Source organism: Actinomycetota bacterium, assembly GCA_030774015.1.
Classification (GTDB): Bacteria; Actinomycetota; UBA4738; order UBA4738; family JACQTL01; genus JALYLZ01.
The window spans coordinates 1-13,594 of the sequence record JALYLZ010000165.1 but is presented as its reverse complement, the minus strand read 5'-3'; the positions used below and the strand labels follow the sequence as shown (position 1 = coordinate 13,594).

The window sequence follows — 13,594 nt, the reverse complement described above, 5'->3', positions numbered from 1 at the left end:
AAGGTGCCTCCTTCGCTCGGGTGGATGCTTGCTTCGGCAGCTGCATCATCCCAAGTGGGAGGCACCTTTTCGCGAGTTCAGCCGCTCAAGAGCTCACGGCACCCAAGAGATTCGGTGGATCGAGGCTAAGAAGTCCGGTGAACCCGTGCGCCCTCTGTCCGTCAATCAGTTGGTTCGGGCCGAGGGGCACGCGATGCGAGGAGCCGTTCGATGGCGGGACCGTAGTCAGTCGCCCACTTCACCATCTCTGGAACGGTCGGCTTTGGCCGCTTAGAACATGCGCTCAGGACCTCTGAGAGGAAGTCAACCGCCCGAATCGCGGATTCCTGCGAATAGGCAACGGCCTCTGGAGCAGTGTTCGTTCCTAATGGATGAGGCACGGTTGCCGTGAACTCACCCTTGAAGTGAACAGCACCACCTCGAAGGTTGAAGAGCCACCGAAACTCAGACTCCCACCTCGTCGTCTCCCCGCGGAGGTCGAGTCCGTACTTCAACGTCTCGATGATCTTTCCTCGCCGCGGCGTTCCTTTAGCGAACATGGGTCGATTGGGAGTTGCCTCTTGGAGCGCTCCATACAAGGCATCGATGGAGTGAGCCGCTGCCGCGATCGAGACCATCGATGCTCGCATTTCCCGGCCGAGTAGACCTGCTATCTCTCCACCGTCTTGCCTGGTCCGCAAGGCTTCCGCCCGGATGCCTATCGCCTCGGTCTCATGCTCCATCGCAATCTCGGTCCACTGAATCCATAGATGACTCCGCATCTGGATCGAGGGAGTCCCGATCGTGACTGTGACTGCGACGGTGGCAGGTTTGGCTTCCTGAGAGCCTGGTTCGTCCACTCAGTTTCCCTCGCTCTCGCGCAAGCAGGTCCACCATCGCCGCTCGGAGGAAGTCGTCCTGCTTCTAGGTCCATCAGCAGCTCGGCCAGGTCGTCGTTCCGCTCGTGGAACTGGCGGATGACGTCGGCCCGGACGTCTGGTGGGGAGGTGAGGACCCGGAGCAGGTCGGCCCGAACCCCGGGCGGGAGCTTCGATAGTCTCAAATCTTCTTCCACACGCCGCACTTCTCCGTCTGGAACCCAGCGTCGCCCGAGCCGATTGTGATGATGTGCGGTCCGCCACCTAGGTCGTTTGAGACGATGTCGCTGACGCCGCTGAAGTTGCTGAGACGCGCGTAGTAGCACCCGCCCTTCGCGCTGGTCGTGCGATACGTCCCAGGCTGGAGGTCCGTCCCGACGATCCACTCTCCATCAGTAATGGTCGTCAGACTCTGGGACACACGCGAGAGGTCCGAAGTCCAAGTGCCGCAGTGGTCGCTCTCAAAGCCCGCATCAGTGGACCTGATCTCCACTACCCACGACTCACCGGTGGGTAGCCCATTCGCGATGATGTCGTTGGCGCCGTTGAAGTTGCGGAGTCGTGCGTAGTAGCAGCCGTGGAACGGTGCGAGCAGCCGATAGACGCCTGGCTTCACGGCCTTGCCGACCTGCCACGTTCCGTCTTGAATTGTCCTCCCAGGTGGCCCGGTCGGGCTCGTCGACGGTGTCGGCGAGAGGGCTGGACAACTCATTTGAGAGTTGACTTCGTTCGCTGACTTGACTGCATCGTCTAAGGTTGCTCGGGAGTCAAATACGTCCAGGGCGCTCATCTTCTGAAGATCGGACTGGAGCGACTTGAGCGCATCTAACACTCCGGTCGGATACGCCGCCGCAAGATCGCCATAGATCAGCGGATCCAAGGCCGCGGCGTCCTGGGTCAACTTGTTGGCCAAGTCTGGAGGAACCCGTCCATTCGCATACGGCTTGGCCTCCTGAAGATGCTTCGGGACGGACGACATACTTCCGCACACCGCGTTCCGCGCGTCCGCGAAGATGACCGGGCTTGCGCTCGGGGACGGTGAGGCGGATGGACTCGGCGGCGACGTAGCTGATGGTGTTGAAGATGGCGGCGCTGAGCTTTGGTTCGCAGCTGTCTCTTCAGTCGATCCGCCACAGGCCACCAAGAGCAGCAGCGAGAACGTGAGCACCTCGACTCGGGTTCGGGACATAGTTACTAGCTCGCTCCCATGATCACGCCTAAGGGCAGGTCAGTCCAGACTGCGTCATCCGTTTGATCGCTCGCCCCGCACTCTTGAGGTCAAGGGTGACGGAAGTGAACATCGAAAGGCCGTCCTGCTGAATGTCTTGCTTCACCGCCTCCCTGGAGACGTTCTCATGGGTACTCTATCAACAGCCATTCCGTCCCAACTAGGAGCCGTCGCGCCCGACCTCGACTCTGGCATGAGGGTAGACCAAGAGCAGATCAGGAGCTACCTGATCGGCACCACGTCGGCCTTCTTCGGCTTGGGTGGCTTCACGTCCTTGTAGGCCTCGTGGAGCCCGCTCTGGCGCCCATGGGACAATCCTCCTCGGGAGGGTGGCCGAGCGGACGAAGGCGGCGGTCTTGAAAACTGCCATCAGCCTGGATTCGTTCCGTGGCGGGTCAGCGCGATCGCCCCGGTCAGGACGGCGCCGAACGTGGCCGTCGCCGTCCTCGGGGCGTTCATCGTCACGGAGCAGGTTCCCGTTCCCGAGCAGGCTCCGGTCCAGCCGGCGAAGACCGAGCCAACGGCGGGCCGGGCTCGAAGCGTGACCACGGTCCCGCCTGGGTAGGGCTCCGAGCAGTCCGTGCCGCACGCGATCCCCGCCGGGCTGCTTCCCACCGTTCCGGCACCGCTACCCTTCTTCATCACCGTGAGGGTGAACGTCGTCGGCGTGGACGTCCCGGGGGCCCAGTCCGGGTCGTAGTCGTTCGCGGGGTTCGTGGTGAGGGTGACCTTGCCGGTGCCGTCGGCGTTCATGACGCGGATGTCGAAATTCGTCCCCTGCACGCTGGCGTAGGCGATCTTGGTCCCATCCGGCGACCAGCCCGGCTCCCGGTCGTAGGCCGGATCGTTGGTGAGGTTGACGATCCCCGTCCCGTCTGGGTTCATCACCGCGATGTCGCCGACGCCGTCAAACCTCCCGGTCCGCCAGGCGATCTTGCTCCCGTCCGGCTTCCAGTCCGGCTCGAAGTCATACGCGCTGTCGTTGGTCAGCCGGGTCTCCGCGGTCCCGTCCGCGTTGAGTGCGTAGATCTCCCAGTTGCCGCGGTAGGATTCGAAGGCGATCTTCGTCCCGTCGGGCGACCACTTGGGGTGCCGGTCGGTGACGGTGTCGTGGGTGAGTTGGACCTGGTTCGTCCCGTTCGAGTTCATCGTCCACAGCTGGGTCCCGTTCCGGCCGCTGTTGAACGCGATCTTCGTCCCGTCCGCCGACCAGGCGGGGTTGTAGTCGAGCGCGGGGTCGGTGGTGAGCCTGGTCTGGCCGGACCCGTCGGCGTTCATGAGATAGATGTCCCAGCCGCCGGTCCGGTCGCTCGTGAACGCGACCTTCGATCCGTCGGGTGACCAGGCCGGCTGAAAGTCGCGGGCCGGATTCTTGGTCAGGATGGTCTGAGAGGATCCGTCGGGGTTCATTGAGTAGATCTCGAGGTTCCCGTCCCGCTCGCTGACGAAGGCGATCTTGCCGTTCGTCCCGGGGAACCCGGCCGTCGCGGGCGGCCCGATCGCCAGCACCCCGCCGACCAACGCGATGGCCCACATTGCGCGGACGAGCGCCGATCGACTCACGACGGTCTTCCTCTCCACTGTCCGACGAGGGGAAACCTTCGGGAGGTCTACGGGCGGGCGGCGCTGCCGGATGCCGCCGCCGAGTATGAACGCCGGTCGGAGCGATGTGTCACGCGTGATCCTTCCCGATCGAGGCCCGCCGCTGGGCGGTTCTACCGGCTCCTTCAGTAGCCGCATTTCGACTGAACGACCAGCGTGATCGGCACCGATTGCATGAGGCGACCGTCCGAAGCCCACATGTCGGCGGTGTACGTCCCCAATGCCTGGGTGGACCGCAGGACCACGTGAACGTAGGCCAGCGAGTACACGCCGTCGCTCGAGCCAGGCGGGATGGGCGCGTAGCTGGTGGTGTACGTGCCCCCCGGTGGGAGATTCGCCGCTCCCACGTCGATCGAGCGTCGCCACGTTCCGTCGATCCAGATGCCGAAGTACGCATCGGTGACGTTACTGCTGAAGCAGGCGCTCTGGTGATAATCCACCAGCGTCCACCTCGCGGTACGGGTGCTCGTCGCCGCAGCGGTTCCAGCGAACGCCGAGGCGAGTATCCCCGAAACCACGAGGACCCCCATGAGGATCCGGGCGCTACGTCGCACGTGTGTGGCCATGGCCCACCCCTTCCCTCCGCGGTCATGGGGTATACGGCCGACGGGCTGGATGGGACTTCGATGGGCTCCGACACGATCCGCCGGGCAAGAGTCAGCCCTCTCCAGCCCTGGTCCGCATAGTTCACGACCCACAGGTTCCCGCCCGAGAAGGTTCTGCGGGCGTCCACTCCCACAATCCGGGTCCCGGGGCTGGTCCGGCGAAAGCACCTGGCGATGCCGGCGAGCGTTCCCCCCGTGGACACGGCGACGAACACCGCGTCCACCATCCCCGCGGTCTGCCGGAGAATCTCGGGCCCGGTTCGGGTCTCGTGGATCCTCGGGTTGGCCGGGTTCGCGTACTGGTCGGTCCACACGAACCGCGAGGACGACGCGCACAGCGACCCGACTCGGGCCAGCCGGGCGGCCAGATACGAGCCGTGGTCGTCGGCCTCCCGGACCATCTCCACGGTCGCGTCGAGCTCGGCCATGCGGTCCAGGAACCCCCGCCCGATCCTGGGGTCGACGACGGCCACGAACGGGTACCCCCGCGCACGGCAGGCCAGGGCCAGTCCCACCCCCAGGTTGCCCAAGGTCGACTCGACCACGATCGAGCGTGGGCCGAGCCGGCCGGAGCGCTCGAGATCCTCGACGAGGCCGAGGGCCGTACGATCCTTGACCGAGCCGCCCGGGTTCTCCCCCTCGAGCTTCAAGAGCACCGCACGGTCCCGGCCCCCGATCCGAAGCGTCACGGTCCGCAGCGACGTCCCGCCAATGAGGGCGAAGGATGTCTGGCTGGTCGTCGCGATGAGGCGCCCGGTCCCCTCGCCAGGAGAGCGGCCAGGCGCTCCAGGGCCGCCACCCGCGACCCCTTGATCAGCAGGACGTCCCCCGGTCTGGCCATCCGCCGCACGGCTTCCTGAGCCTCCTCGACGGTCCCTGAGCGGACCACCCTGTCGGGCCGCATTCCGGCATCCAGGGCCGCCTCGGCGATCACCCAGGCGCCCGGGCCGACCGCGATGAGGACGTCGATCCCGAGCGAGGCGACGGCGGCGCCGACCTCACGGTGGGCGCGGTCGGTATCCGGCCCCAGCTCGGCCATCTCCCCGAGCACGCCGATGCACCGCGCGCCGCCGGCCAGCCGGCGAGCGGTCAGCAGGGCCGCCCGAACTGAGTCCGGGCTCGCGTTGTACGCATCGTTGAGGAGGAGCAGCCCGGCGGCTCTGCCAAGCTCCATCCGCCACGGCGAGATCCGGGCCCGCTCCAGGCCCACCGCACACTCGGCCGCCGACATCCCCAGGGCCAGGCCACAGGCCGCCGCCGCCAGCGCGTTCGTCACCATGTGCTCGCCCGGCATTGACAGGCGAACGGGCTCGCGGTCCCCGCTCACGGCCAGCACGAACCGGGCGCGGGCCATCTCGTCCACGGTGACGTCCTCTGCCCTAACGTCGGCGCGCTGGGACCGGCCGAACGTGCGGACCGCGGCGAGGGTCCGGCCGGCGAAGCCCCGGACCACACGGTCGTCGGCGTTCAAGACGGCCAGGCCGTCTGGGGGGAGGGCTTCGACGAGCTCGGCCTTGGCTCGCGCGATGTTGGCCCGGGAGCCGAACGTCTCCAGATGGGCTACGCCGACCGTGGTCACGACGCCGATGTCGGGGCGGGCCACGCGGCACAGGTCCGCTATCTCCCCTACCGCGCCCCCGCCGATCTCGCAGACCAGCACCCCGACGCCCGGGTCGGCCCCCAGGATGGTCAGCGGCAACCCGACCTGGTTGTTGAACGAGGCCGGGCTGGCATGGGTGGCGAAGCGCATGCCCAGAACTGATGCCGTCATGTCCTTCGTGCTCGTCTTGCCCACGGATCCCGTGATGCCGACCACCGGCGCCCGGAGCGCCGAGCGCTCTGCCGCGGCCAGGGCCAGAAGTGCCTCCGCCGTCGAGTCCACCACGACGGCCGGCTCCGAGGTCCCCTGCGGGCGCTCAACCAACGCGCCGGCCGCCCCGCTGGCGAAGGCCTCGCCAACGAACTCGTGGCCGTCCGTCCGCGCTCCAGGGAGGGCGACGAAGAGCGTCCCCGGCCTGGCCTCGGAGCTGTGGACGGCCAGAGAGGTGACGACGACGTCGGCGCCCATGAGGCGTCCGCCCACAGCACCGGCGACTTCCGACAGGCGAAGGGCTCGCACCACTGCTCCCTGGGCCGGCCGCGCCCCTGCGCCGGTCCCGGTGACATGACCGCGGAGGTCGCCCGCAGGTTCCCCGGGGACCGCCGCATCGACCCGGGTGGCCGAGGGAACCTCCGCCGGCCCGGTCCTGTCTTCTCACCTGAGGCCGACAGATCGGGTCCCGGGTGAAGCGAGCGAGCGTCGCGATTGACGAGTCCTCTCACCAGCGTGCGCTCGCGGTCGCGTCGCTCGAGGACCTGGGGGACGACTTCGCCGAGCTGGCCTGGATCGCCGGTTGCATGTCCTCCCGGCTGGAGCGGGCGCTCGAAGAGGTCCAGGACGCCGGTTCCCACTTTCGGGCATCCACGCTCCAGTCGGTGGTGGACGGCATCCGGCACTTCAGGCGGCGGTTCGGCATGCTGCGTGACAGCGCGCTGACGCTCCGAGACCTCGCCACGACCATCCATCCGTCGATAGCGGCGGTCCACCGGTTCACCGAGGAACGCGGTGAGCTCGCCGAAGTCATCCGGGTGCTCGTGTCGTCGGCGGCCGCGGCCATCACCTGCGCGGACTGGCAGTCCCCCTCGTTCGGGTACTCGGTGTTCGCCCAAGCTGGCAGGTTCGCCGGCCGGATCACCGAGCACCATGACGACTACCGTCGGGACCGCCACGCCGACGCGGCGACGTTCGAGGAGGCGTACCTCCGCGAGTACGTCGACCGGCCGGCCGGTATGGACCTGCGAGCCCTGATGACGAGCTGTGGGATGTCCGCGTTCGCCACGGTGCTGGCCTACCTGACGATGGACGGATCCACGCCGGAGCGGGTCCTGGCCGGCCGGTCCCTCTACCACGAGAGCCTCGAGCTGGTTCGGCGTAGCGCCCTCGGGGACGGGGTGGTGGAGGTGGACGAGGACGACACCGATGGCCTGCTGCGCGCGATCGACGCGATTCGTCCGCGGGTCGTCTTCCTGGACGCCTTCTGCAACGAACGAGCCATGGCGATGCCCGACCTCGCTCAGGTGATCGGCCATCTCGCTGGCACGTCGGGGGGCGAACCCACCACGCTGGTCGTCGACACCACCGGCCTGTCCTGCGCGGTCCATCCGTTCGCGATGCTGCCGGCGGGGGCCCGAGGTGTCCGAATCGTGCAGGTGGAGAGCCTGACCAAGTACCCGCAGTTCGGACTGGACCGGACTCCCGCCGGCATGATCGTGGCCCCCCACCCGGATGCCGAGCGGCTGGACGCATACCGGGAGCACCTAGGGACGAACGTGCCGGACGGGGCGCCGTACCTCGTCCCCGGACCCAACCGCGCGGCGCTGTGGCAACGGCTGGCCCGCATCGGGCGAAACGCGCTCGAGCTCGCCCGTGCGCTGGGGGAGCGCTCGGATCGCAGCGCAAGGACCGTCCTCGGCGCTCGGCATCCGGCCCTGCCCGACCATCCCGCGTGGCGGCGGGCCCGGCTCCTGGATTTCGCCGGAGGTTACTTCAGTGTCGTGTTCGCTCGGGCGGACGACCACCTCGACGTCCATCAGCGGTTCGTCCGGACGGTGCTCGCCGTCGCCGGGGAACACCGGGTGCCGATCGTTGCGGGGGCGAGCTTCGGGTTCGACGTCACCCGCGTGTACCTGACGGCCTCAAACCCCGAGCACGGGGCGCCCTTCGTGCGCATCGCAGCAGGGACCGAGCACCGCCTCGGCCTGGAGAGGCTGAAGGCTGTGCTGTGCGAAGCGGCGGACCGTCTTTCGTGCCGCATGGGTGGCCAACTCGAGCGCCGGGACCGTGGCCCGGGTCGACCTCAAGACGGGCCAAGCCCAGAGACCCGGACCGCAAAGACCGCAAAGGAGGAGTAGAGTGTGGTTGCGAAGCGGATTGGCTGAGAGCCTGAAGGGCCTCCCAAAGCTTTCCGACCCCCGCCCATTACGGGGATCGCTTCGTTCCCGGCCCTGATGAGTCTGAGCGCCGAGGCCCCCCGCCACGACGAGCGCGGCCAGCAGGCGCGGTCGCGTACCGGGTCGCATCCGGGATCACATGGACACCCTTCCCCCCACCGGGGTGGTGGTGCTCTTTGACGTGCTGCTCGGGGGCCCGGCCAGGCTGGAGCAGACCCTCGCCCCGGACACCAAGCTCCCCCTGACTCTGGTCGACCTGCGCCCGGCCGGCGGGATCCGCCGGTACGCCACGGTGACCTTCCACCACCTCAACCGGTACTCGGTCCAGGTGTGGATCGGGACGGAGGCGTCCTTTCGCCCGACCTGACCGCCTGGCTGCGGCCTTCGGTGGCCTTCCGCGGCCACTGCCCTCGCGTGAAGTCCGAGCGGATCCGACCCTGCGGACTACAGAGACGAATCGAACACGTAGATCCGGCCCTGGATGTCCTCCGGAAAGTTGCTGTTGGCGCTGCCGATGTAGACCTTGCCGTTGACCACGGTCGGCGAGGAGTTGACCAGGGGGTCCTCTGTGGCGCCGCTCCAGATGCTGGAGCAGATGAACTTCCCGCAGGGCTTGGCCCGCCAGGCCAGGACCTCGCCGGTGTTCCGGCCCGCGTACACGATGCCATTGGCCACGGTGGGCGAGGACAGGACCTGGGCCTGGAAGCCCGACCCGAACCCGAGCCAGGCCGGTCCGCAGATGGCCTGTCCGCACCCGTCCCCCGCGAAGACCCCCAGCCCATCCTCCAGGCCGATGTAAACGTTGCCGTTGAACACGGCGGGCGAGCCGCCGAAGAACTCGTTCTGGTAGGTGCCCTCCCACAGCGGAGCGCAGGTCGCCGTGCCGCACCCGGCCGCGGTGAAGGCCGCCAGGAAGTGGTCCGAGCCGATGTACACGATCCCCTTGGCCACGGCGGGGCTGGACTCGAACACGGACCCCCCGATGGTCCCGGTCCACAGGGGCTGGCACTGGGCCGCGCCGCATCCCGCGGCATTGAACGCGTAGAGCTTCCCGTCGTCCGACCCGATGTAGACCACACCGCCCACCACCGTGGGCGTGGACTCGATGGTTCCTCCCGTGGCGCCCGTCCACACCGGCTTGCAGGTGGGAGCGCCGCATCCGCCCGCAGGGAAGGCGTACAGCTTCCCGTCGAAGGCCCCCACGAAGACCAGCCCGCCGCCCACGGCCGGGGACGACTCCAGAATGGACTGGTTGCCCGCCAGTCCCTGCCACAGGGGGCTGCACACCGGCTGGCCGCACCCCGCGGCCGAGAACACGTCGAGCTTCCCGGCGGCCGACGTGTCGGAGGTCTGGGAGCCCACGTACACGAGGCCGTTCCGAACCGTGGGCGAGTCGATGATCTGGGCGAGGGAGGTCGAGGTCCACAGCGGGGTGGTGCACAGGTCCTGGCCGCACCCGTCCGCCGGATACGCCCACAGCCGGCCGTCGTCCGAGCCGATGTACACGACGCCGTTCACCACGGCGGGGGACGAGAAGTCGACCAGCTTTCCCAGCTGGGCCGCCCAATCCCGGGTCACGAACTTGATGTTCTGGACGGTGATGGTGGTCTCGTGGGGGTTCACTCCGGTGTGGTTGTTGTTGAAGCGGAACTGGGGCCAGTTCACGGTGATAGCGGCGGCCACCGGAGTCCCTGATCCGATGACCGCCGTCGCGAGCGTGAGCATGGCGACGGCGATCGCGTAACGACGCATGTTACCCCTCCCGGTTCCCGCACGTCGGTCCGTGCGCTCTCGTCATGACTGGTACGGCCGGGACAGGTGAAAGGATTCCCCTCGGGGAGGGGCCGACACCTCGTTCTTGAAAGACGGCTGCTAGCTGCGCAACTGACGGGTGTCTGTTCACGGCCGGACCCTCGTCTTCTGCCAGCCTCTCAAATGGAGTCTGACCGCCCAGGCCCCCGTGGGGCCGGTGAGTTGTAGAAGGTCTCCCACTCATGGAGGCGGTCGTTGAAGAGCTCTCGGACGTGCTCCGACTGACCGATGGCGGCCCCGGGGTGACGAACGTGTACCCGGAGTGACAACCGCGCCAGGACGTGGTGAGCGCCGCCCTGGTGGGCCCAGCAATGGCTTCGGCTGCTGTGCTGGCAGGGGTGAGCGCGGCGGCCCTTCGGTTCGACCCGGCTCCCGGCGCCTCCGGGCGCTCGAGCCGGACGGGGCTCTACGGCATATTGGACCAGCGAGCGTCTCTCCCAATCAAGTGTGCGGGGTCTCGGGGGGCGGAGCCGTAGGTCCCCAGGACGGCGGTCCCCAGCTGCTCCGGGCTGAGCGCGAGACACGCATCCACAAACCGCAGCGTCGCCCACACGTGGTGGCCGAACGCGTCCTCCAGCAAGGACCTGCTCATCCGGCGACCGTAACAGAGCGGACCGGCACAATGTCATCCGTCCCGTACCCTTCGCAGAGGACCTTCCCCTGCGCGGGGCACAGGTCTGAGAGGAGAGCACACTACGTTTGGAGGTAGGGATGCCAGGCGAGATGACTGCGGATGACGTGCGGGAGCTCCTTGGGCTGCAGGCCCACGCGACCTGTGGATTCGTCGCAGAGACGTACAGGAGCGTCGAGCGAATCGCGCCGGGAGGACTCGAAGCGCCGTTCGACGCCGGGCGGCCGCTCGGCTCGGCCCTGTACTTCCTGGTGACTCCGGATGCGCCGGTTCGGCTCCACAGGATCCGCAACCACCAGCTGTATCACCGATACCTCGGGGACCCCATCGAGGTGGTTCTGTTGTATCCGGATGGGACAACCGGACACGAGATCGTGGGACCCGATCTCCGCCATGGACACAAGTTGCAGTTGCTCATCCCTGGAAGCACGTTCCACACTGCAAGGTTGATGCCAGGGGGTAGCTGGTTCCTCGGGGCAAGCACCGAATGGCCCGGCGTGGAGACACCCGACGTGGAGCTCGGAGACGTTGATCAGCTCTCGGCGTTGTACCCCGCCGCCGCTCAGGCTCTCCGCTCGTTCGCCGGGTAGGGGCGCGGGAGCTTCCTCGCGTGACCTCCTATGCCCGCTTGAACCTCGCTGTCGCCGTCTTCGAGGCGTTCATCGTCACGGCGCACGTGCCGGTGCCTGAGCACGCTCCGGTCCACCCCGCGAATGTGGACCCTTTCGCAGCGACCGGGGTGAGTGTCACGACCGCCCCGCTCGGGTAGGCCTCCGAGCAATCCGTGCCGCACCGGATCCCGGGGGGGGAACTCGTCACCGTGCCGACGCCTCCGCCACGCTTCGTCACCGTGAGGCTGAAGGAGGTGGGGCTGCCGCTGACGGGCTGCCAGTCCGGGTCGGAGTCGAATCCGGTGCTGGAGCCGATGGTCACCTGTCCAGTGCCGTCCGTGTTCATGACGCGAACGACGACGTCATTTCCCTGCACACTCCCGTAGGCGATTTTCGTCGCGTCGGGCGCCCACGCGGGTTCCAGATCGTATTCGAGATCGTTCGTGAGGGTCACGATGCCGGTCCCGTCGGCGTTCATGACGGCGATCTGCCCCGCGCCGGACTCTCCGCTCCGCCAGGCGATCTTCGAGGAGTCGGGCGACCAGTCGGGCTCGAAGTCGGCGTAGTTGTTGTTCGTGATCTGCGTCACGCCGGTTCCGTCGGCGTTCATGACCTTGATCTCCCAGTCGCTGGCGGAGGGTTGCGACTCGAACGCGATCTTCGCTCCGTCCGGCGACCACTTGGGGTGGCGATCGTAGGTCGCGTTGCTGGTGAGCTGCACTACCCCGGATCCGTCAGCGTTCATGACGAAGATCTCGCCACCGCCGGCCCGGTAGCTCGTGAAGACGATCTTGGTGCCATCCGGAGACCAGGCCGGGGTCCAGTCGAGCGCGGGGTTGTTCGTCAGGTTGACCACGCCCGAACCGTCGGCGTTCATGACGAACACGTCCCAGCCCCCGCTCGCCGCCCGGTCGCTGACGAAGGCGATCTTCGACCCATCGGGCGCCCAGGCCGGCTCGAAGTCCTTCGCGGGGTTGTGGGTCAGGTTCGCTTGTCCAGACCCGTCGGGATTCATCGCGTAGATCTCGTCGTTCCCGTCCCGGGTGCTCGTGAAGGCGATCTTGCCATTCCCACCGGGGAAGCCCGCGGACGCCGGTACGGGCGTGAGCGCCATCAATGAACCACTGACGATCAGCGTCATGATCCCGAGCTGGATCCAGGCCCTCGCTCGCATGAGGCTCTCCTCCTCCGCCAGGCTACACGGCCTCGCGGGGCTCCGAGATGTGTACGGCTGGAAGCCGGTGAGAGATTGCCCGAGTGTTCCGAGTCGTCCGAGTTCCTCGGCCGTGACGTCCGGTGCGATGTGCGCATGACAGTCGAGCGCCGGAGCGTCACCTCGCGTCACGGGAGAGGCACAGTCGCTAACTCAGCCAGCCCGCGCACACACAGGTTGACGGCGGCATCGAGGTCGAACCCGGGCGGGTATGGCCCGGCCGCGAGAAGGGCAACGTCGTCGATGCCGTGCTCGACCGCCCACTGAACGGCGGCCACGTCATCGGCACGATTGGCAAGAAGGTTCTCGCGAGCGTCGCCGTGAAGTTGGTCGCTTCCGTTCAGCATGTCGCCCAGACGCTCGCATAGCCCGCGCAGGTTCTTGGGTGCCTGATCGAGTTGATACCTCGCCGTGAGTTCGCCTTCGGGAAGCCGAAGCGGACCTCGGCCCGAGGGCTGATCGGGGGCCGGCCCGAGGCTCCGACTGCCCCCTAGATTGTCAACTGATAGATGGCACCCTCGTTGTCGGTGCCACCGTGCACGGTCGTGCCGTACATGTTTCCCGCCTGATCGCTTACCAGTCCGTTGTACGGAAATGCTCCATCGGGGGCTCCCGTGAAACGGTAGACGACGCTCTCCTTCCACTGACCCTGGCTCCCGCGGGTCATCTCGAACACCGTGCCGCACGAGCATCCGGGGGCGCCTCCCTCACTCGTCGTGCCGTACAGGTTGCCGTGCGCGTCGAATACCAGGTTGCTTATCGAATTGCTGCCGTCCATGCCGCCTCGGAAGCTGTAGAGGACTCGTTCCTTCCAGGTTCCGGTCGAGGTCGGGGCCAGCTGATACACGGAACCGAGGTTGTTCTGGCCGTCGTAATAGGTCGTGCCGTACAGATTGCCTGCCCGGTCGCGGACCAGCCCCCCTGTCTGTCAGGCTGAGGTGAGACACCTCCAGTAGCACTCCATCCCTCCAGGGCGAGACAGGAGCTCGAAGACCGATGACCCTGACGAATGCTGCGTTGCTCTCACACGGCCAGGATGGCCAAG

12 protein-coding genes are annotated in these 13,594 nt (G+C 67.3%); 3 read left to right on the top strand and 9 right to left on the bottom strand.

Annotated elements, in window-relative coordinates:
• Positions 1-161 precede the first annotated feature (161 nt).
• The 5 genes from M3Q23_16185 to M3Q23_16165 form a co-directional block, all read right to left on the bottom strand.
• A complete protein-coding gene (locus M3Q23_16185; protein ID MDP9343595.1) occupies positions 162-839 on the bottom strand; it encodes a hypothetical protein in 678 nt (225 codons plus the stop codon).
• 199 nt (positions 840-1,038) lie between these two features.
• On the bottom strand, positions 1,039-1,770 hold the full coding sequence (locus M3Q23_16180) for a hypothetical protein (protein ID MDP9343594.1): 732 nt from the start codon (positions 1,768-1,770) through the stop codon (positions 1,039-1,041).
• A 684-nt stretch (positions 1,771-2,454) separates the two neighbouring features.
• A complete protein-coding gene (locus M3Q23_16175; GenBank protein MDP9343593.1) occupies positions 2,455-3,648 on the bottom strand; it encodes a DUF5050 domain-containing protein in 1,194 nt (397 codons plus the stop codon).
• A 164-nt stretch (positions 3,649-3,812) separates the two neighbouring features.
• Positions 3,813-4,253 (bottom strand): DUF5980 family protein, encoded by a 441-nt coding sequence (locus M3Q23_16170; GenBank protein ID MDP9343592.1) that lies wholly within the window; start codon positions 4,251-4,253, stop codon positions 3,813-3,815.
• 724 nt (positions 4,254-4,977) lie between these two features.
• Positions 4,978-6,411, bottom strand: coding sequence for a UDP-N-acetylmuramoyl-tripeptide--D-alanyl-D-alanine ligase (locus M3Q23_16165; GenBank protein ID MDP9343591.1), 1,434 nt, complete (start codon positions 6,409-6,411; stop codon positions 4,978-4,980).
• 164 nt (positions 6,412-6,575) lie between these two features.
• On the opposite strand from M3Q23_16165, the gene M3Q23_16160 reads away from it, so the two are divergent.
• Both M3Q23_16160 and M3Q23_16155 read left to right on the top strand, forming a co-directional pair.
• Complete coding sequence (locus tag M3Q23_16160; GenBank protein MDP9343590.1) at positions 6,576-8,243, top strand: PLP-dependent transferase; 1,668 nt, start codon at positions 6,576-6,578, stop codon at positions 8,241-8,243.
• A gap of 178 nt (positions 8,244-8,421) precedes the next feature.
• On the top strand, positions 8,422-8,649 hold the full coding sequence (locus M3Q23_16155) for a hypothetical protein (GenBank protein MDP9343589.1): 228 nt from the start codon (positions 8,422-8,424) through the stop codon (positions 8,647-8,649).
• A 77-nt stretch (positions 8,650-8,726) separates the two neighbouring features.
• Here M3Q23_16155 and M3Q23_16150 read toward each other — a convergent pair whose 3' ends face one another.
• On the bottom strand, positions 8,727-10,034 hold the full coding sequence (locus M3Q23_16150) for a PQQ-binding-like beta-propeller repeat protein (protein MDP9343588.1): 1,308 nt from the start codon (positions 10,032-10,034) through the stop codon (positions 8,727-8,729).
• Positions 10,035-10,805: 771 nt separating this feature from the next.
• On the opposite strand from M3Q23_16150, the gene M3Q23_16145 reads away from it, so the two are divergent.
• Positions 10,806-11,315: a cupin domain-containing protein gene (locus M3Q23_16145; protein ID MDP9343587.1), complete on the top strand. Its 510-nt coding sequence runs from the start codon at positions 10,806-10,808 to the stop codon at positions 11,313-11,315.
• Between the two features lie 28 nt (positions 11,316-11,343).
• On the opposite strand, the gene M3Q23_16140 is transcribed toward M3Q23_16145, so the two are convergent.
• The 3 genes from M3Q23_16140 to M3Q23_16130 form a co-directional block, all read right to left on the bottom strand.
• Positions 11,344-12,510 carry a hypothetical protein gene (locus M3Q23_16140; protein MDP9343586.1) on the bottom strand — a complete coding sequence of 389 codons (1,167 nt, stop codon included), beginning with the start codon at positions 12,508-12,510 and terminating at the stop codon, positions 11,344-11,346.
• Positions 12,511-12,677: 167 nt separating this feature from the next.
• Complete coding sequence (locus tag M3Q23_16135) at positions 12,678-12,896, bottom strand: hypothetical protein (GenBank protein MDP9343585.1); 219 nt, start codon at positions 12,894-12,896, stop codon at positions 12,678-12,680.
• Between the two features lie 143 nt (positions 12,897-13,039).
• Complete coding sequence (locus M3Q23_16130; protein ID MDP9343584.1) at positions 13,040-13,396, bottom strand: hypothetical protein; 357 nt, start codon at positions 13,394-13,396, stop codon at positions 13,040-13,042.
• Positions 13,397-13,594 lie beyond the last annotated feature (198 nt).